This is a genomic window from Sphingobium sp. B10D7B (genome assembly GCF_025961955.1).
In the GTDB taxonomy this organism is placed as follows: domain Bacteria; phylum Pseudomonadota; class Alphaproteobacteria; order Sphingomonadales; family Sphingomonadaceae; genus Sphingobium.
Map to the genome: position 1 here is coordinate 3369133 of NZ_JAOQOQ010000001.1, position 20712 is coordinate 3389844.

The following is a 20712-nucleotide window of genomic DNA, read 5'->3' on the forward strand; positions in this document are numbered from 1 at the left end:
GACCCTCGTCGCGCCGATCGTTCCGATTTCGTGGAGACCTGATATGAGCACGTCCACTCTCGCAGCACAGCCCGCCCTCTCACCCCTTCGCGGCCGCCGGACCGCGCTTCTGCTCTCGGCAGCCATTCTCGCGCTGGCCAGTGCACGCCCCGCTCTCGCGCAGGACGCAAATACTCTGCCGACGGGCGGCGTCGTGGTCGGCGGCAGCGCCACCATTGGCGCGCCTGCTTCCTCCAGCCTCGCCATCACCCAGACGAGCGATCGGGCGCTGATCGAGTGGAACAGCTTCGACATCGGGTCGAACGCGCAGGTCACCTTTTCGCAGCCAAGCGCCAGCGCCATTGCGCTGAACCGCGTCGTCGGGGGCACCGCGCCATCGCAGATTGCCGGGTCGCTCAATGCCAACGGGATCGTCGGGGTGATCAACAGCAATGGTGTGATGTTTGCCGGCACGGCGGACGTGAACGTCGGCGGTTTGATCGCAAGCAGCGCCAATGTGGTGGATGCCGATTTTATGAACGGCGGCCCGCTCGCCTTCACCGGTATGCAGGGATCGACAGCCGAGATCGTGGTCAGCGCCGGCGCCAATATCAGCATTGCCGATCAGGGCCTTGCCGCGTTTTTTGCGCCGAGCGTGCGCAATCAGGGCGTGATTTCGGCCCGGCTGGGGCGCGTCGTGCTCGCCTCGGGTAGCAGCGCTACGCTGGATCTGGATGGCACCGGCTTTCTGGAGATCGGCCTCGGCGCGGACAATGCGCTGGTCGAGAACAGCGGCACGATTGCCGCGCGGGGCGGCCAGATCCTGCTCACCGCCCGGACAGCCGGAGCCCTGATCGATCAGGTGGTCAATAGCGGCACGCTCACGGCGTCCGGCATGACCTCCGAACCCGACGGAACGGTCGTGCTGTTCGCCCAAAGTGGCGATCTTGCGATGAGCGGAACCATCGATGCCGGTGCGGACGGTCTGGCCGGCGCCAGAGCGGCCGGTGGGATCGACGTCACCTCGGCGCTGTCCGTGTCTGGCGATATGCTCGTGGAGGGCGCCCGCATCGGCGGTGCCGGGCAGATCAATGTGGCGGACGGGGCGCTGGCGATGTCGCTCAATGTCGGCGGTGCCGATGTGAGCGGCAATGGCGATGTGATCGGGGATGCGCTCGGCGTGATCGGCACCGTCGCCGGTGGCACGCTGCTGAATCTGGGCGAGGGCATCTACGCCGCCGGTGCGACCATTTCACGCGACAATGTGACCATCAATGGTGGCGGTCTGGCGACCATCCGGCTTCCGCTGACGGGCGGCGCAATCAACGGGCTGACCGTCAATGCCGATGACGTGACGATTACCGGCATGCGGTTCATCGGTACGCTGCCCGAGGGCGCGACCGCATCGGGTTTCGATTGGGGAGGCTCGGTTACGCGTGGCATCGCGCTGCTCAATGGCGCGGACAATGCGACGATCGCCGGCAACAGCATCATCGGCGTGCGCAACGGCATTCTCGTCGACGGCCGCAATGTCGCCGATCTGCGGATCACCGGCAATCTGATCGACAATACAAAGAGCGGCATTTCCCTCCAATATGTCGATGGGTCCGCTCCAGGGTTGGTGATCAGCGGCAACAGCGCGGGTGCTTTCGGCAACGAGTGGGGCATCAACCTGCATCTGAACGGGGTGTGGAACGGCACCACGACCGCGTCCGGAAACGGTCTGCTCGGCGCCAATATCTCCGTGGACGAGCAAGCGCGACTGCTAGCGCTGAGCGGTGCCAATGGCGGCATGTCCGTGTTCAACCAGGCCTATACCGCCTCGAACCGGACGCATGTCACGGTCGCAACGAACGGTTCCGGAAGTGCTCAGGGATCAGCGGCGACACCTCTGTTGTCTGTGCAGGATGGCGTGAACGCCGTCGTGTCCGGGGGCACGGTGGAGGTGCGGGACGGCACCTACGATCTTGGCAGTTCGCAACTCGTCATCCGCAAGACACTGACCCTGACCGGCCAGTCTGAGAGCGGCGTGATCCTCGATGGGCGCGCGGTCAGCGGCAACGGGCTGGGGACGATCTCGGTCCTTGCCGATAATGTGTCTCTGTCGAATTTCACGCTATATGGCAGCACGCTCGCCGGCGGTAATTACGGCATCAAGGTCCAGCCCAATCCGGCAGGGCATGTCAGCACGCCGGGCGGAACGAGCGAGCGGGTCCATGACTTTGCGATCAGTAATGTGACGGTGCGCGGCTCGCGGCGAGCGGAGCTGGACCTTAATGGTGTGGTCGGCGCCCGCATCACCAACTTCACCGCCGATGGCCGCAGCGTCGCCGACGACGCAATTCTCACGGAAGGGGCCGGTGTGCAGATCACCGATAGTGCCAATGTGGTGCTGGAGGGCGTGCATACCTTTGGCAATGATTGGGGCGGCGTCGCGCTGTATCAGAGCAACAAGAGCAGCGGCTATAATGGGCAGACGACGAACATCACCATCGATGCTGCTCTCAACAGCTTCGAAGAACAGCTGGGTCTGTTCAGCCAGCTTGAATCGACCACGCAGCAGTTCGGCCAGCTCAACCTCACCGGCTTCGATTATGCGGTGCGCAACAGCGATCATCGCAGCGATGATCTCGACCGGCAGTTCATTTTCTATCGCACCGACCTGGCGGATGCGCTCAGTTTCGCGCGGGACGTGGGCAATGCTGCGGCCAGTTCGATCGAGGGATACGGCCCGGGCGGCCTGACCAACATCTTCACCGTGGCCGAAGGCCTGTCGATCAACACCGCGATCGGCGATGCGCGGTCCGGCGCGACGGTGAATGTCGCCGCCGGCACCTATGAAGAGACCGCGGCCGTCACCAAGGCGCTGACCCTGAGTGGCGCGGGCATGGATGAGACGATCATCACCGGCGGCATGACGATCAGCGGCAGCCCGAGCGGACTGACCCTGCGGAACTTCGCGGTGCGGGGCTCGGCCGGCTCCGCCGTAATCAGCAACAGCGGGACGATCACCGGGCTAACCCTGAGCGGCGTGCGGATCGACGGCGAAAATGCCGCGGGCCGCCACGGCTTCATCGGCGGGCAGATTGGTGGCGATATCGCGATCACCGGCTCGGAATTCCTCAATATCCGTGGCTGGGCAGCATTCGATACGCGCAGCGGCGCCGGCGGCGCCAATGACGGCGCACAGATTGGTAGTGTCGTGTTCAGCGGCAATCTGCTCGACCACACGGCAGGGCACATCGCCTTCCGGCAGCAGAGCGGCGACTTCGATTATCCGGATGTGACGATCGCTCAGAATATCGTGCGCAATGGCGGCGATTCGGACCTCTCGTTCGGCGCGATCTTCAAGGCGTTCCGCGCCGGAACCGTCAATTTCGTCGGCAACAGCGTCAGCGATGTCGGCATGAGCAGCTGGACGCCTAGCGGCGAAGCCACCTACGGCGCCGTGCTGATGATGCGCGGCGTGGAGGCGCTGAACCTCACCGACAACATTTTCACCAACAACAATCAGGTTCTGGCTGTCGAGCCCGGCTTTGGCTTGCCGACGGCGACGACCATCACCGGCAACAGCTTCATCAACAATCGCTATGATTTCTACCTGCCGACCAATGTCGCCGGCGCGGGGACACTCAGCTTCGGCAGCGGCAACAATTTCGTCGCGGGTGACGCCACCGTGCAGCATATTGTGTGGCGCAGCGCGAATGATCTCGATCTGACCGGAGTCAGCTTCAACGGCGTGCTGGCAAGCGCACTGACGCTGGACCAGCTCTTCGCTGTCGAAGATCGGATTACCCATGGCGTCGACGTGGCTGGCGCGGGTCTCGCCCATGTGGTGGCCGGCCAGCTCTTCGTCACCACCGCGTCCGGCCCGGATGCCGTGCGGCGGGCCCTGGGGCTGGGCCAAGATGGCGACAGGCTGAACCTGTCGGCAGGCACCCACAGTCTCACCGACACGCTGTTTATTACCAAGGATATCGATGTGGTTGGCCAGGGCTCCGGGCTGACCGTGATCGATGCCAGCGGGCACGGCCATTACGGCATAAGGGTGAATGCCGACGATGTCGCCTTGAGCGGCTTTGCGTTGGTCGGCTCCCAGGCGAACACCAGCTCCACCTATGGGATCAAGGTTGAAAAGCGCGGCGATGCCGACTCCCGCAACACCGGCTTTGCGATTACTGATGTGGCGATCAGCGGATCGCACAAAACCGGTCTCGACCTGAACGCCGTCGTCGGCGCGACCATCGATGAGGTGTCGGTCAGCGGCGTCGTGGCCGGCAACGGCATTTCGATCACCGACAGCGCCAATGTCACTGTGCGCAACAGCCAGACGGCCGGCAATGCCTGGGGCGGGCTGGCGCTCTATCAGGCCAACAACATCGACGGTGGTGGCAGTACCCAGCAACTCACCAATATCACGATCGAGGCGAGCAACAGCTTCGGTGAATCGAACGGCCTCTACCTGCAGAATTCGTCCACGATGACGGCGCCCGGTGCGATCAATATCCTGGGCTACGACTATATCGTCCGGAATGCGGAGCACCGGCAGGACGGCGCGCAGTTCACCTTCTTCCAGAAGAGCCGGCAGGACGCCTTCGATTATGCCGTCGACCTTGCAGCGGCGAACGCGAGCCTTGTTCAGGGCTGGTCTGGCACGGCGAGCAGCGGCACCTATTATGTCGGCGAGGGGCAGCTCGATGCTGGGGGGACGGCGATGCTCTCGCTCCAGTCGGCGCTCGACGGCTCCAGCATGGGTGATGCGATCTTCGTCGGCGCCGGCCGCTATAGCGAAGCGGCCAGCCTGTCCGGCTTGCGCGCGCTCATCTTCGAGGGCGCGACTTTGGACGGGATGACACTTGGCGGCGGCGCGGCTGGCAGCAGTGTCAGGGGCTCGGTGACGGTGGGACAGGGCGGCTTTACCGCCGCCGGTCTCCTCACCCTCTCCGGGGATATGGCGATTGGAGCACCGGCGGGCACCATCAGCCTCGCCTCGGTCGACGGAAACTATGGGCTGAGCCTGAGTGGCAACACTGTAGCCATCGGAAGCGCGGCAATCGGTCGTCTGGATGCCATGGGTACGATGCTCTCGGCCTCCAACATCGCCACGACCGCCGGCCAGACCTATACCGGCGCGACCAGTCTCTCCGGCACGTTCAGCACAGGCGGCAGCGCCTTCCGCGTGGATGGCGCGACCACGCTTGGTGGCGCAACCACGCTGGTGACGAACGGTGGGGCTGTCCGTCTGGGTGTCGTCAGCGGACCCCAGACGCTGGCCGTGGACGCCGGGCAAGGCCCGATCGAGCTGGGGTCGGTGAACGTCAGCAGCATCACGGCGACCGGGGGTCAGATCATGACCTCGGGCGCTGTCACGACGGGAGCGCAGAGCTACACCGGCGCGACGACGCTGGCCGGCACGTACAGCGCAACCAGCTTCTCCGTGAACGGCGCCACGACGCTGGCCGGCGCCACCACGGTCGATGCGCTGACGGTGGCCAGTTTCCTCGCCATCAACGGGAGTGCAGGCGGTGGCCAGACGTTTACGCTGAATGCGAGCACGGCGGCTCTGGGCAATATCGGCCAGATCACCCGGCTTGGCGCAACGCGCGTGACCGGCAATCAGGTCGTGCTGAACGGCAGCAGCTACACGGCGAGCGGGCTGGCGTTCAGCGGAACGGCGAACGGATCAACGCTGCGCCTGACACAGGCGCTCACCCAGTTCGATGCGCGTCCCGGCGGGTCGATCGCGATCAGCCCCAATCTGATCGGCACCGCCAATGCCGCGCAAAGCGTGGCGTTCCTCACTGGCACCGGTCTTGCGGGTGCCACAGGGGATGGTGACGTCAGCCTCGGCAATCTGGGCAGCGAAAGCGTGCGGCTGGGCAGCCTGTCCGTCACGGGCGGGAACTTCTCCGCCGCAACCGTCAAGCTGGCGGGCGACTTCACCTCGCAATTGAGTGGCAACCAGCTGTTCAGCGCGAACACGCTGGATACGCTCGGCAATGTCAGCGCGTCGGTGACTGGCAGCGAAAGCGGCCCCATCGTGGCGGGTGGCTCCGTGGCGGTGAGCGCGGGCGGTTCGGGCACGGGCTCGATCATCGCGGGCGGCCCGGTGCAGCTTGCCTACACCAGCAATGTCTCGCGCGACGTCAGTTCGCAGAGCAGCGTCTCGCTCACCTCGAGCGGCAGCGTGGGTGGCTCCATCCAGGCGGCCGGGCCGGTGGCGCTGAGCGCGACGGGGCCGGTCAGCTCGTCCGTCACCTCCGGTGGCTCTGCGTCCATCGCCTCGCAATCGGGTATATCGAGCACGGTCAATGCCGGCGGGGGCGTGAGCGTCTCGGCGGGGTCCGGCAATGTCAGCGGATCGATCAAGGCGACCGGGCCGGTCACCGTGCTGGCCAGTGCCGGGTCGATCAGCTCGCAGATCGTCACGGCGGGCAGCGCCTCGGTCACCTCGGGCACGGGCAGCATTTCCAGCGCGATCAACGCCGGTGGCGCCGTGTCGGTGGCGGCGCCCGGTGCGGTGACCAGCACCATCAGCTCGGGCGGCACGATCTCGCTGCAGTCGAACACGCCGCTCAACGTGCAGGTCAATGGCGGCGCGCTCGTCGTCGATGCGCCCGGCGGCACCATCGAGGGTGTGTTCAAGGAGATCAGCAGCAATGGCGACGGGTCGTTCGTGGTCAACGATCAGCCCGTGGTGGCTGGCGGCAAGATCAACCCGAACCAGATTATCACGGACACGTTCATCACGCCCGTCGGTGGCCAGGTGACCGGCACGGGCGAGATCATCCTGCCCGCCCATCTCACGCTGGGCGTAATCGCGCCCGCCAGCGCTTTGGCTGGGCCAGCGCGGCCTCCGATCGTCGTCAACACGGTCCAGCGGCTGGGCGAGCTGCTGCGGCAGGGCTACAGGGCGATCATCATCCAGATTGACGAGGGCCAGCAGGAGGTGGAGCGGGAGCTGGAATTGGCCAGCGCGCGCTAAGGATCAGCCTCGCCGCCGCTTGCCTAGATTTCCGCGATCTGCGCGCAGATCCGGTCGAGCGAGGCGGCCTCCCGCTCGACTTCCCGCAGGCCGATTTCCAGCGGGCAATTCTTGATATCCCGGCAATTCAGGATTTTGCCGGATGCGCCCTGTGCGCCGTCGATGATCAGCTGGCGGAACTGGGCGGTGCGCTGGAGGCTGCCATCGATGGTGGCGATCACCGCCAGCGCATCCTGATCGTGGCGGTCGCGCATGGCGACTAGCGCGCGCAGTTCGGCGAGCAGCTTTTGCAGCGTGGGGCGGGTTCGGCCACCCACGGAGCGCACATCGCCGAACGACTCGCGCATGGTGGAAACCTTGTCGGCGGTTGTGCGCTCAAGCTGGCCCCAGGCGAGAATCAGGCGTCCGACCGCCTGCAGCAGCGCGGCATCGCCATCGGCAGGCGCAGTCGCAGGTCGTGCGCCGGGGAAAAGATCGGGCTGGTCTTCTGAAAGTGGTTCGCCGGTCGGCGTGGGAGAACCGACCGGCGTTCCTTGCTCGACACCGGCATTGTTACCGGGCGAAGCAGAAGTTCGGTGGGAATCGGACACGTTGCTCATCCGTCAGGCAACAGCGCGCATCGGCATGATGGTGGGATCATCACAGCAGACACAATGGCATCTCGCCCCAAGACCAGCGAACCGACTCTTCGTCCCACTCTCTTTGCGGAGTGTTAAGTGTACTATATGCGGCCGATAGTGCATCCGAAAATTGCGTTGAACCAAGGCGAACGCCAAAAAAATGCAACGTTGCGTGCAGGGGGCGGTGCTCAGAAATCAACGGCGATGCCCTTGCGCTCCCAATCGCCGAAGCGCGTCGGGTCCAGTCCTTCGTCAGAAGGGCGCGGCTGCGCCGGGGCTTCCTCGGGCTGGGGCGCCGGCGGGCTTTTCGAAAGGTAGCTCGGCGGCTTGAGATGATCGGGGCGTTTTCCCACGCTTTAGTGCTCCGTTTTCGTGCCAATGGCACGCGGTTCGTGACCTGATGATGCCATAAGCGGCATTTCCCGGCCACGTATCGACTTTAGCTGTTATAGGGCCAAGCCATGTCCCGCCCAACCGCCAAATCGCAGCACGTCCCTCAAAATGCCCAACCTGCCGGTCTCCCTGCCCGGCGAGCGGCGCTCAGCCTGCTCGATGCCGTGATCCGGCGGGGGCAGCCGCTCGAACAGGCGCTGGGGGCCGCGGCCCGCAACATCAGCCATCCGCCAGACCGCGCCTTGGCGCATGGCATCGCGGCCGGGGTGCTGCGTTACATGACGGAACTGGATGCGCTGATCGACAGCGCAACCGCCCGTCCGCTGCCCGTGGACGCGAAGGCGCGCATGGTGCTGCGGCTGGCGCTGGCGCAGGCGCTCATCCTCGAAACACCCCCTCATGCCGTGATTGCGACGTCCCTGCCGCTGGTCGATGGCGGGCCGCGCAAGCTCGTTCATGGCGTTCTGGGCACCTTGTTCCGGCGCCAGCTGGCCCTCCCCGAGGCGCCACGCCTGCCGGACGAAGTCGAGGCGCGCTGGGGCGCGTCGTGGGGCGAAGAGGTCGTCGGCGCGGCGCGGCAGCTGATCGCGCACCGCCCCCCGCTCGATCTCACATTGCGCGATGCCGCGGCGACGGAAGAATGGACGAAGCGGCTTGGCGGCGTATCGCTCATGCCCGGTCACGTCCGTTTGCCGGCGGATAGCGAGGTAACAGCCCTGCCCGGCTATGCTGAGGGGCAATGGTGGGTGCAGGATCTCGCCGCCTCGCTGCCGGCCCGGCTGCTCGGGGCGGGGGAAGGTCGTTCCGTGCTCGATCTGTGCGCGGCGCCGGGCGGCAAGACTATGCAGCTTGCGGCTGCGGGTTGGACTGTCACCGCTGTCGACCAGTCCCAGCGCCGGCTGGAGCGGATGCAGGCCAATCTCGCGCGTACCGGGCTTGAGGCAGCTGTGCTGCGCGCCGACCTCACCAACTGGGCGCCGGACGCGCCGGTGGACGCGATCCTGCTCGATGCGCCTTGTAGCGCGACCGGCATTTTCCGGCGCCACCCGGACGTGCTGCACCGCGTTGGCCCGCGACAGATTGCCGAGATGGCCGAAATCCAGGCGGCGCTCGTCGCGCGCGTGTCGGGCTGGCTGAAGCCCGGCGGGGTGCTGGTCTACGCCACCTGTTCGCTGGAGCCGGAGGAAGGCGAGGCGCAGATGGACACCCTGCGCGCGAACCATCCCGAGATGCTGCCACGGCCGATCGACACGGCCTTGCTGCCCGAGGGGCTCGTGGCGGACGGGCATGTGCTGCGCCTTTTCCCCGGTGCGTTGATGCCGGCGGGCGGGCTGGATGGATTCTTCATCGCGAGCCTGTCCCGCTCTGACTCGGTTTAGGGCGCGCGCGGCGCAATCCATCCACAACTTTCGGCCTGTGGCAGTTGCACTGTCCGAATCGCAGGGTTAAGCGAAATTCATGATGCCATCCGTGCGTATTTCCCCGTCGATCCTCTCCGCTGACTTCGCGCGCCTGGGCGAGGAGGTCCGCGCGGTCGACGAGGCAGGTGCCGACTGGATCCATGTCGATGTGATGGACGGGCATTTCGTGCCCAACATCACCATCGGCCCGATGGTCGTGAAGGCGCTGCGGCCGCACACCCAGAAGCCGCTCGACGTGCATCTGATGATCTCGCCGGTGGACAGCTTCCTCGATGCGTTTGCGGAGGCCGGCGCGGATATCCTGACCGTGCATCCCGAGGCCGGGCCGCACATTCACCGCACGGTTCAGCGCATCAAGGCGCTGGGCAAGAAGGCGGGCGTCTCGCTCAATCCCGGCACGCCGGCCAAGATGCTGGACTATCTGCTCGAGGATCTCGATCTGGTCCTCATCATGAGCGTCAACCCCGGCTTTGGCGGGCAGAGCTTCATCGACAGCCAGCTTCGCAAGATCGAGGCCGTGCGCAAGGCGATCGACAAGACCGGCAAGGACATCGCGCTGGAAGTGGATGGCGGCGTTGATGCCGTCACCGCGCCGCGCGTCATTGCGGCGGGCGCCGATGTGCTGGTGGCGGGCACCGCGACCTTCCGGGGTGGCCCTGCATCCTACGCCGACAACATCCGGATGCTGAGGGGCGGATGAGCGCCCGGCCGCTCCCCACGCCCACGCCGCCCCCGGAACCGCCGGTGGAAGACGGTATTGAGCGGGGCAAGCGGCTGATTCGCGTCTCCGATGACCGCGGCGTGTCGCTGACCGAGCGGCTGGCCAATCACTTCTATCGCCTGAGCTGGGCGACGCCGTTCCACAATATGCGGCTCAAGGGCAAATATCCGCTCAAGCTGCTCGCCGTGCCGGATGACGGGATTCCGGGCGACGCGCGGGCGGGCAAGGCGCTGCGGGCGGGCTATTTCCTGTTTCGCGGCCTCAAGCAGCCCGTGGCCACGCTGGACTGGCGTCGCATCGAGCAGCCGGCGGAGTTCGTGGATTATCTCCACAGTTTCCGCTGGATGCGCGATCTGGCGGCCGCCACCACGCGGGACAATGCGGTGCCCGTCGCCGAGGCACAGATGCGGGCCTGGCTGACCGCCCATGCCGAAAAGCCGACCGACCCTGCCTGGCGCGCCGATAATGCCGGCTGGCGCATCCTCTACTGGACGGCCTATTCGCCGTTGATCCTCTCGAGCAACGATCTCGTCTACCGCAGCCTGGTGCTCAACAGCATCGCGCGCACGGCGCGTCATCTCGATCGGGGCGCGGACAAGGCGCCGCTCGGCCTGCCGCGCGTGATCGCGTGGACCGGCATCGTTGCTGCCGGCCTGTTGCTACCCGGTGGCGATCCGCGCAGGATATTTGGCGAGGCCGGGCTACGGCGGGCGCTGGAGACGGGCTTTTCGAGCGATGGCGGCATCATTTCCCGCTCGCCGCTGGAGCAGGTCGAGGCGATCACGCTGCTGGCGATGCTGCGCGCCGTCTACGACGTCCGCCGCGCCGACCTGCCGGCCTGGCTGGCTGAAACGATGGAGCGCATCGTCGCGGCCCTGCTCGGCATATTGCATGGCGATGGCGCGCCCGGAAGCTGGCAAGGCGGGGCGCCGCTCGATCCCGCACGGATTACCGCTATCGTCGCGGCCTCCGGCATTCGCGCCCGGCCGCTGCGGCAGGCACGCGACTGGGGCTATCAGCGGCTGAGCGGCGGCACGACTGTCGTTCAGGTCGATGCGGCCCCGCCACCGGTGGCCCGGCTGGCCTCCAATGGCTGCGCTTCGACAACGGCGCTGGAAGTCTCGGACGGGCCGGTGCGGCTCATCGTCAATTGCGGCGGCGCGGCACTGGCGGGCGCTTCTCTCCCGGCTGATCTGACCCAGGGTCTGCGCACAACGGCGGCGCATTCGACGCTGGTGCTGGACGATACCAATTCCACCGCGATCCTCCCCGATGGCGCGCTCGGCAAGGGCGTGAGCGAAGTCGAGCTGGATCGGCAGGAGCATGAGCAGGGCAGCCGGCTCGAAATTGCGCATGATGGCTATGCGCGGCGCCTTGGCCATTTGCATCGGCGCACGCTGGTTCTCACGCATGAAGGGCGGGAACTGCGCGGCGAGGACGTGCTGCTGCCCGGCAGCCGCCGCCGCAAGCCGGTCAGCTGCCCGCTCGCCATCCGCTTCCATCTCGGCCCCGATATCGAGCCGACATTGACCGCTGACCGGCAGGGCGCGTTGCTGCGTCTGCCCAGCGGTGCCTTGTGGCAGTTCCGGGTCGGCGCCGGGGAACTCGCAGTGGAAGAAAGCCTCTGGGTGGACGGCGAAGGCAGGCCCCACCCCACGCAGCAACTCGTGGTGAGCGCCACCACGGGGCCGGGCGGAACAAGCATCGGCTGGCTGCTCAAGAAATCGGGATAAGGACAAGACAGATGCAGGATGTGACGATCCGGCGGGCACTCCTTTCGGTGTCCGACAAGACCGGGCTATTCGAGCTGGGCGCCGCGCTGGCGCGCCATGGCGTGGAGCTGGTTTCCACCGGCGGCACGGCCAAGGCGCTGCGCGAGGCGGGGCTCGAGGTGCAGGATATTTCGGACCTCACCGGTTTTCCCGAGATGATGGACGGGCGCGTCAAGACGCTGCACCCCAAGGTGCATGGCGGCCTGCTCGCGGTGCGCGACAATGCCGAGCATGTCGCGGCGATGGAGGCGCATGAGATTGGCGCGATCGATCTCGTCGTGGTCAATCTCTATCCCTTCGCCGCCACCGTCGCCAAGGGCGCGGACCGCGACGAGGTGATCGAGAATATCGATATTGGCGGCCCTTCGATGGTCCGCTCGGCGGCCAAGAACCACGCCAGCGTGACGATCCTGACCGATCCGGCCGATTATGCGCGCCTGATGGACGAGATGGACGAGAAGGGCGGCGCGACCAGCTATGATTTCCGGCGGCTCTGCGCGGCCAAGGCCTATGCCGCGACCGCGGAATATGACGCCATGATCGCAAGCTGGTTCGCCACGGTGGATCAGGGCGAGCCGTTCGCGCCGCGCATGGCGGTGCCGCTGCGGCTCGGCCAGTCGCTGCGTTATGGTGAAAACCCGCACCAGCAGGCCGCGCTGTATCTGCCGGCCTTCGCGCCCCAGGGCGGCCTTGCCGATCACCGGCAGGTGCAGGGCAAGGAGCTGAGCTACAATAATCTGGCCGATGCCGATGCGGCGATGGAGCTGGTCAGCGAGTTCCGCGACGGGCCGCCCACGGTGGTCATCATCAAGCACGCCAATCCCTGCGGCGTCGCCACCGGCGAGACGCTGATCGACGCCTATCGCGCCGCCTTCCAATGCGACACAGTGTCGGCCTTTGGCGGCATCATTGCAGTCAACCGGCCGCTCGACGGGCCGACCGCAGAAGCGATCACCGAGATCTTCACCGAAGTCGTCTGCGCGCCGGATGCCGATGATGCGGCGCGGGCCGTGTTCGCGAAGAAGAAGAATTTGCGGCTCATCCTCACCGGCCCGCTGCCCGATCCGGCGCGCGCGGGCATGACGATGAAGTCCATTGCGGGCGGCATGTTGGTGCAGACGCGCGACAATGGCCGCATCAGCCGCGATGACCTCAAGGTGGTGACCAAGCGGGCGCCGACCGATCAGGAACTGACCGACTGCCTGTTCGCCTGGACCGTCGCCAAGCATGTCCGCTCCAATGCCATCGTCTATGCTAAGAATGGTGTGACGGCGGGCATCGGTGCCGGGCAGATGAACCGGCGCGATTCCTCCCGCATCGCGGCCATCCGCGCGCGCGAGGCGGCCGAGGCTGCGGGCTGGAGCGAGCCGCGCACCGTCGGTAGCGCCGTAGCGTCCGATGCCTTCTTCCCCTTCTCCGACGGCCTGCTCGCAGCGGCCGAGGCTGGCGCACGCGCGGTGATCCAGCCGGGCGGGTCGCTGGGCGACGACGCGGTGATCGCGGCGGCGGATGAGGCCGGGCTGGCGATGGTCTTCACCGGGATGCGTCACTTCCGCCACTAAGCTGTGCCGGCAGAAGTAGGCCTGCAGCCGGAGCGCGCCTCGGTCCGCCCGGTTCTGCGCGCCGGCGGGTTGATGCCGGGCGCCGCGATGTGACATGGTGCGGCTTCGCCCGCCCTGCCACTGCCCGGATCGATGCTCTTGTTTCTTCAGCCTGTCCCCGTCCTGCGCCTGAACCTCATCTTCCTCGCTCTCTTCTCCCTGCTGCTGGTTGCGGTGCCCGGGCCGCTGCTTGCGCAAAGCGCGACCAAGCCGACGCCCGGCTTCATCCGCGTGCGGCTGGAGACGGACATGGGCAACATCGTGCTCGCTTTGAACGCCCGTCGCGCGCCCAAGACGGTCGCCAATTTCATGATCTATGTGGATGATGGCCGGCTGGACGGGACGAGCTTCTACCGCGCCTTCCGCCGCAAGAACGATCCCAAGTCGGGCTTCGTCCAGGGCGGCATCGATACCGAGGCGCGGCGGGTCTACTTCCCCACCGTAGAGCTGGAGCCGACTGACCAGACCGGCCTCAAACATCTGGATGGCACCATTTCCATGGCGCGCCACAAGGAGCCGAATTCGGGCACCGGCAACTTCTCCATTCAGGTCGGCGCCAATCCCACGCTCGATGCGAGGCCGGGCTATGCCGGCTATGCCGCCTTCGGCCAGGTGGTCGCGGGCATGGATGTGGTCAAGCGCATCATGGCGCGCGACACCTGCTGCGGGCGCGGCGTGATGTTCGGCCAGATGATCAAGGACCGCGTCACGATCAAGCGCGCCGTGCGGCTCGATGGCACGCCCAAGCCGAGCGGCGTGGTGAAGCCCTGGCTGGTGAGCCCGCGCGGCGCGGTTCGCTAGCGGCTGAGCAGCGTCCGGGCCTGTCCGGTCAGTTCCGCGACCATGGCGGCGGAAGGCGCAGGGGCCTGCCGGGCGCGCGCAATGAAGTCCGTGAACTTCTCCACCGCAACCTTGTTCTCCGCGAGCCAGCGATCGAGATGCTCCTCGCTCGTCTTCGCGTCGGCGCGGGCCAGGAAGCCGAGCCGCATCTGCTGCAATTCCCGCGCGCTGCCGGCAACCAGCAAGCGTTCCCACGGGTCGCTCGGCGTCATCTGGGCGGCGAGGGCCTGAAGCCAGTCGATGCCGAGCAGGCTGCCCAGCCGCGTGAAGGCGGCAGCAACGCTCAGCGCGTCCTGCGACCCCTTCTGCGCGAGCAGGGCAAGGCCGATGGCGCCATCCATCTTCACCAGCATCACGGTCCGTTCGGCCAGTGCTTCCGGCACGCCGAGGCTGGTGAGCATAGCTCTCATGGCTTCGGCGGCCTTGAGCGGCTCGGGCTGCAGCAGGCTGTCGACCTTGGTCTTGAGCGTGTCGATGGCGCCATCGAGCATCGCCATGGCTTTGTGCGGCGCGATGCCGGTCGGCAAGGAGCGGTGCGCATCGCCGATATGGCCTGCCATCGCATTGGCGACGCTGCGGTAGAGGGCGAGCCGCGCCTGCTCGGAGAGATCGGCGCTGTCGATATCGTCCCAGAGCTGCCGCACGCCGAACAGACGCTCGGCGATCACGAAGGCATGGGCAATTTCATCGAGCGAGCAACTGGCTTCCTCGGTGAGGGCAAAAGGCAGGATTACGCCGAGGCGGTTGACGATGCGGTTGGCGATCTTGGTGGCAATGATCTCGTCGCGCAGCTGGTGGGCGGCAATCGCATCCCCCTCGCGCTGCCGCATCAGGGGCGGGAAGGCACCGATCAGGTCGCTTTCAAGCGCGGGATCGCGGGCAAGGTCGCTCTTCTCGATGGCGTCCTGCAGCGTCAGCTTCGCGGTCGAGAAGAGCACGGCCAGTTCCGGCCTTGTCAGCCCCAACCCTTCGCTGGCGCGGCGCATCAGTTCCTCGTCCGGGGCAAGACCCTCCACCTTGCGGTCAAGATGCCCGCCATCCTCCAGCGTGTGGATCAGGTGGACATAGGAGGCGAGGTCTGCGCTCCCCCCCTGCTCCGCAATGGAGAGGCCGAGCGCCTGCAGGCGGTTGTCTTCCAGAACGATGGCGGCGACCTCATCGGTCATGGCCCGCAGCAGGTCATTGCGCGCCTCCTGCGCAAGCCGCCCTTCGGCGACCTCCTTGTTGAGCGCGATCTTGATGTTCACTTCATTATCGGAGCAATCGACGCCCGCGCTATTGTCGATGAAGTCGGTATTGATCCGGCCGCCCTTGAGCGCATAGGCGATGCGCCCGGCCTGGGTGACGCCCAGATTGGCGCCCTCACCGATCACCTTGGCGCGCACGTCCTCGCCATCCACACGAAGACGGTCGTTTGCGGTGTCGCCGACCTCGGCGTTGTTCTGGTTGGCAGCCTTGATATAGGTGCCGATGCCGCCGAACCAGAGCAGATCGGTCTCCGCGCGCAGCAGCGCCGAAATCAGCGCCGCCGGCTCCATGGCCGTCTGGTCGGTGCCGACCAGCGCTTGCATCTGCGGGCTGAGCGGGATGCTCTTTTCGCTGCGGGCGAATATGCCGCCGCCTTCGCTGATCAGGCTTTCCTTGTAATCCGCCCAGCTTGAGCGCGGCAGCTTGAACAGGCGCTGGCGCTCCTTCCAACTGGCGGATGCATCGGGGTCGGGATCGATAAAGATATGGCGATGATCGAACGCCGCGACCAGGCGGATGCTCTTGCTGAGCAGCATGCCGTTGCCGAACACATCGCCGGACATGTCGCCCACGCCGATCACCCGCACCGGGTCCTTCTGCACATCGACGCCCATTTCAGCGAAGTGGCGCTGCACGCTGATCCAAGCCCCGCGCGCGGTGATGCCCATCGCCTTGTGGTCATAGCCGTTGGAGCCGCCGCTGGCGAACGCATCGCCCAGCCAGAAGTCATGATCGATGGCGATGGCATTGGCGACGTCCGAGAAAGTCGCCGTGCCCTTGTCGGCCGCCACCACGAAATAGGGGTCGGCGCCGTCGCGGATGACCATGCCCTTTGGGTGCACGGTCTTGCCCTTGACGATATTGTCGGTGACGGAGAGCAGCGCCCGAATAAACACGCGATAGCTCTCGGTGCCTTCGGCCAGCCACGCATCGCGGTCGCTTGCCGGGTTGGGCAGCATCTTGGGGTAGAAGCCGCCCTTGGCGCCAGTCGGCACGATCACCGCATTCTTCACCCGCTGGGCTTTCATCAGCCCCAGGATTTCGGTGCGGAAGTCGTCGCGCCGGTCGGACCAGCGCAGCCCGCCGCGGGCGATGCGCCCGGTGCGCAGGTGGATGCCTTCGACGCGCGGCGAATAGACCCAGATCTCGCGCCAAGGCAGCGGTTTAGGCAGGCCGGGCACCAGCGCGCTATCCAGCTTGAAGGCCAGCGCCTCCTGCGCGGCCGGGGTGAAGGCATTGGTCCGCAGCGTGGCGTTGACCACCGCACGGTAGAGCCGCAGGATGCGGTCTTCATCGAGGCCCTTGACGCCTTCGAGTGCGGTGTCGATCGCAGCATTGATTGTCGCGGCGTCGTCAGCATCCTTGCCGCGCGCGGGATCGTGCAGCGCGAAGAACAGGTCCACGATCTGGCGGGCGATATGCGCCTCGCGCCGCAGCGTTTCGACGACGGTCAAAAGGCCGTAGGCAAGCCCGGTCTGGCGCAGATAGCGGAAGATGGCGCGCAAGAAGACGATGTCGCGCGGCCCCAGCTGCGCCGTGACGATCAGTTCGGCAAAGCGATCATTTTCCGCCCTGCCTTCCAGCACGGCATCGAGCGCCTCGCTGACAATTGCCGCGCGGTCGAGCACCTCGGCCGCGGGGCCGCCATCCTGCCGCTCGAGGGTGAAGCGCTGGATATGGCCGAGCGAACCCTCCGCGCCCGCGCTGGTGCTGCGTTCCTCCAGCACCCGGAAGCCGAAATTCTCGAACGCCGGCACCGCCTCGGACAGCACGAGCGGTTCGAGCGAATAGATCTTCACCCGCAGCTGGTGGTCGCCATCCTGCGCGATGCGGTAGAAGCGCACGCTGCGATCATCGGGGCCGGTGAGTTGGTGCAGCGCCAGCACGTCCCGGGCGGCTTCGTCCGGCCCCGCGCTTTCCCGGTAGGACATCGGGAAGGTGGGCGCATAACGCTGGGCGAGCACGGCGGCGCGTGAGCTTTCGCCAAGCTCGATCAGGCCCTGTTCCACGGCCGGGGTCCAGCCGCGCAGCAACTGCGCGATCTGCAGGTCCAGCGCCTCGGCATCGGGCACTTGTCCTTCATCACGCAGGTCGAAGGTGAAGCGCACCAGCGCCAGACCGCTCTCTTCCAGCGCGATGGACCAGCCGAGCAGGCTGGCGTGCGCCGCCGAGGCGATCAGCGCGGAGATGCCTTCGCGACGGCTGGTCGAGAGGTCGTCGCGCATCATCCAGACGAAGGCGAAGAGGTGCCGGCCCAGCACATCGCTCACCAGCTCCAGCTTGGGGCGGGGCCGGTCGGCCAGCGACATGGCGGTGAGCGTGATGCGGTCCCGGTCCTGCGCGCTAAACGCCAGCATCAGGTCGTGCGGCAGGGCGGTGAGGGCGTGCACCAGCGATTTGCCGGCATGACCGGAGGGATTGTAGCCGAACCGTGCCATTAATCCCGAAAGCGTGTCGCGCAGGATGGGCACATCCTCCGGCGCGGTGGCGAGCGCTGCGCTCGTCCACAGGCCCGCATGGATGGAAATGGCGGTGATCTTGCCCTCTTCCCGCACCGGCACGAGGAACAGGTCGATCAGCACATGGCGATGGACCTTGGCCATCATGTTGGATTTGAGAATCAGCGGCCCGGCATGGCCAGATTCGAACCAGGCCAGGGCGGCAGCGGCGGACTGGTCCGAAAGCACGGGGCTTTCGGCGGCCCGGCAAATGCCCTTGCGCCGGCTTGGCTGGGCATTCGGCGTCCAAAGCTCGTGCCCCAATTGGGTGAGATTGCCCTTGAGCAGCCAGCGCAGAAAGTCGCCGCCTTCGCCGGCGCCCAGGCGATTGGCATCGGCATTGAGCGCATCGATCATCGCCCGCCAGTCGCTCACTGCGGAGCGGACGTGGCACAGGGTTTCCTCCAGCGCCCGACAAAGCTCCCGCCGACCGCGCGCGTCTATGCGGTCGGTCTCGATATAAATCAGCGATTCGCGGACGGCGCCGTCCTCATCGCCAATGGCCAGCAACCCGCCGTCCTCGTTACGCCGCACCGGGAGAATCGGGTGAGCGAGCACGTGGATCACCAGATCGGCCTGGCTCAGGCAATTGCCGATGCTGTCGACAAGAAAGGGCATGTCGGCGTTGATGATGGCGATGCGCTGCCGCCGGCTCGCGGCGCCGGCACTGCGCTCATCGGTCAGGCTGTCGATGAGGATGGCGCTCTCGCCATCCTTGCGCATTGCGGCGGCTTCCAGCACGAAACGCGCCGCCTCGTTCCATTGGTTCGGCTGAGGCGATTGCTGCTCGCTTTCGAGCACGCCCTTGGCCAGTGCCTCCGCGATGGCTGCTGTCAGCGCGTCGTCGCGATTGGTCTTGATGGTCATGGACATCCTCTTCCACTTGTGCCGGCCCTTATCTGCCTAACGCACATCTGTGGAAGCAGTGTCGGGCCTGTGTGGTTAAACCCCGCCAGCAGGGTCCGCAACCGGACCCTTGCTCGGCCTGCTTATGCTCCGCGCCTGCTCAGGATGCCGGAATCGCCTTGGCTGCTTTCGTCAGAACCCGTTCGGCCAGCTGGTCGGCGCCGTCCAGCACTGCCACCATGGCAAGTGAGCCATCGGCCTCTCGCCGCATGATCACCACGGCCAGCCCTTCGCCGTCCATGGCCAGTTGATCGGCGGGGAGGGCAGGGGCCTGCTTCAGCACCCGGCGGGAGCGCATGATGGCCTTGTGCGGCTCTTTGGGAGCTTCGTTGCGTCGCGCCGCGCGGACCTGCGCCACCACGCCCTTGAGGCCGCCCACCGTGGCATGAAGATGCGCGATCAGGGCGCCCGGCTGCATCCGCGCATCGAGCGCGAACTGGATGGCGCAGACGAACTCGGCCAGGCGCGTCTTGTCATAGTGCGTGCCGAAGACCAGCTTCACCAGCGCGGTCAGCGGGCTGCGAGGCTGCACGGCTATGCCGGAGTCGGCGAGTAGCGCGGCATAATCCTCCGGCCGGGCGGCGGCGACCTGCGCTAGTGCATGCGCGAGCCCGACCGCGCGGTAGAGCGCGTGGCGTGTCCGCCCCTCCTGGGCATGGGCCGCCATGGCGGCGTCGCGGGCCAGGGCCAGCATGTCGGCCAGCGCCGTGTCGTGGTCTGGCAGGGTGATCGTCTCGCTGGTCAGGTCCAGCGCATCGTCGGTCGGCACGTCTTCGGCGAAATCGGTCACGGACGCAGCCGCGATCGTCTGCGCGGAGGGGCCATCGGCCCAGATGGCGGTGGCGTCGGTCGTCCTCACGCGCACCGGCGCGGCGGCCTCGGCCTGCGCGATGATGCTTTCGGTCAGCGCATCCGTCGCGACCTCCTTCCAGTTGATCACGCCATAGACGAAGTCGATCGCGTCATCGCGGGTCGAGAAGGGCATCATGATGCCGCGATACATGACCTCGACGCCACGCTGGTTGGTGAACTCCGCCTCGAACCCGATCGGCGCGGCGTTGGCCACGATCTGCAGATAATGGTCGGTCAGGCGGGAGAGAAGGGTCCGCGCCGGAACTTGGCTGGCCCGGCGCACGGAGGTGTCGATGTCGCACTGCGCCGCCAGCGCGGGGCCGATGAAGGCAATGGTCGGATCCTCGACGCCCGCCGTGAAGTCCAGCAGCACGCTGTGCGAGCCGAAATCCTGAAGTTCCTCGGGATTGAGATCCTCGATGCTCGGCAGCGAACGATCGCGCAGCAGCGAAGACCAGTAATTATAAGCGCGGATGTGCATGCGCCGCTCGTCGAAGCGGACGAGCGGAGGGGCATCCATGGCTTCGTCCAGCGTGGTGACCGCGTCGGCCTGGCTGTGATGTACGTCCATTCGAGGATTCGCCTGTGGTCGCGTGCAAGGGGCGAACCCTGCGCCATGAAGGGTAAAGGCCCGGTAAAGGCACCAAATATCGCCGCCGGCCCGCGCGATACCACAGGCGAAAACGCGATCGGCGCTTGCCATGCCCGGCACACGCTGATAAGCGCCCCGCCTGCATGATCGTGTGCCGCACTGGACACGCATCATGATGATCGCCGGTTTGCCGGCGAGCCGGAGCCGCTTTAGCTCAGCCGGTAGAGCATCGCATTCGTAATGCGAGGGTCAGGTGTTCGAGTCACCTAAGCGGCACCATTTTT

General features: G+C 66.3%; 10 protein-coding genes and 1 tRNA gene. 7 read left to right on the forward strand and 4 right to left on the reverse strand.

Annotated features, from left to right (window positions below; all coding sequences use genetic code 11):
- Positions 1–43 precede the first annotated feature (43 nt).
- Positions 44–6964, forward strand: a complete 6921-nt coding sequence (locus M2331_RS15845) for a filamentous hemagglutinin N-terminal domain-containing protein (RefSeq protein ID WP_181561164.1) — start codon at positions 44–46, stop codon at positions 6962–6964.
- Positions 6965–6987: 23 nt separating this feature from the next.
- Here M2331_RS15845 and M2331_RS15850 read toward each other — a convergent pair whose 3' ends face one another.
- On the reverse strand, positions 6988–7554 hold the full coding sequence (locus M2331_RS15850; RefSeq protein WP_181561165.1) for a hypothetical protein: 567 nt from the start codon (positions 7552–7554) through the stop codon (positions 6988–6990).
- A gap of 218 nt (positions 7555–7772) precedes the next feature.
- Complete coding sequence (locus M2331_RS15855; RefSeq protein ID WP_181561166.1) at positions 7773–7937, reverse strand: DUF1674 domain-containing protein; 165 nt, start codon at positions 7935–7937, stop codon at positions 7773–7775.
- 108 nt (positions 7938–8045) lie between these two features.
- Between M2331_RS15855 and M2331_RS15860 the strand changes: the two genes are divergently transcribed.
- From M2331_RS15860 to M2331_RS15880, 5 genes are all read left to right on the forward strand, one after another.
- Positions 8046–9356 carry an RsmB/NOP family class I SAM-dependent RNA methyltransferase gene (locus tag M2331_RS15860; protein WP_181561167.1) on the forward strand — a complete coding sequence of 437 codons (1311 nt, stop codon included), beginning with the start codon at positions 8046–8048 and terminating at the stop codon, positions 9354–9356.
- Between the two features lie 79 nt (positions 9357–9435).
- Positions 9436–10098 carry a ribulose-phosphate 3-epimerase gene (gene rpe / locus M2331_RS15865; RefSeq protein WP_181561168.1) on the forward strand — a complete coding sequence of 221 codons (663 nt, stop codon included), beginning with the start codon at positions 9436–9438 and terminating at the stop codon, positions 10096–10098.
- Positions 10095–11852: a heparinase II/III family protein gene (locus M2331_RS15870; protein WP_181561169.1), complete on the forward strand. Its 1758-nt coding sequence runs from the start codon at positions 10095–10097 to the stop codon at positions 11850–11852. The genes rpe and M2331_RS15870 overlap by 4 nt, the downstream gene beginning before the upstream one ends.
- A gap of 11 nt (positions 11853–11863) precedes the next feature.
- Positions 11864–13453 (forward strand): bifunctional phosphoribosylaminoimidazolecarboxamide formyltransferase/IMP cyclohydrolase, encoded by a 1590-nt coding sequence (purH, locus tag M2331_RS15875; protein WP_181561170.1) that lies wholly within the window; start codon positions 11864–11866, stop codon positions 13451–13453.
- Positions 13454–13585: 132 nt separating this feature from the next.
- Positions 13586–14293: a peptidylprolyl isomerase gene (locus tag M2331_RS15880; RefSeq protein ID WP_181561171.1), complete on the forward strand. Its 708-nt coding sequence runs from the start codon at positions 13586–13588 to the stop codon at positions 14291–14293.
- Here M2331_RS15880 and M2331_RS15885 read toward each other — a convergent pair.
- A complete protein-coding gene (locus M2331_RS15885) occupies positions 14290–18945 on the reverse strand; it encodes an NAD-glutamate dehydrogenase (protein WP_413716076.1) in 4656 nt (1551 codons plus the stop codon). The two genes, M2331_RS15880 and M2331_RS15885, sit on opposite strands and share 4 nt — an antisense overlap.
- A gap of 139 nt (positions 18946–19084) precedes the next feature.
- On the reverse strand, positions 19085–20407 hold the full coding sequence (locus M2331_RS15890) for a hypothetical protein (protein WP_181561173.1): 1323 nt from the start codon (positions 20405–20407) through the stop codon (positions 19085–19087).
- Positions 20408–20631: 224 nt separating this feature from the next.
- Between M2331_RS15890 and M2331_RS15895 the strand changes: the two genes are divergently transcribed.
- A tRNA-Thr gene (locus tag M2331_RS15895) sits at positions 20632–20707 on the forward strand.
- The last annotated feature ends 5 nt before the right edge of the window (positions 20708–20712 follow it).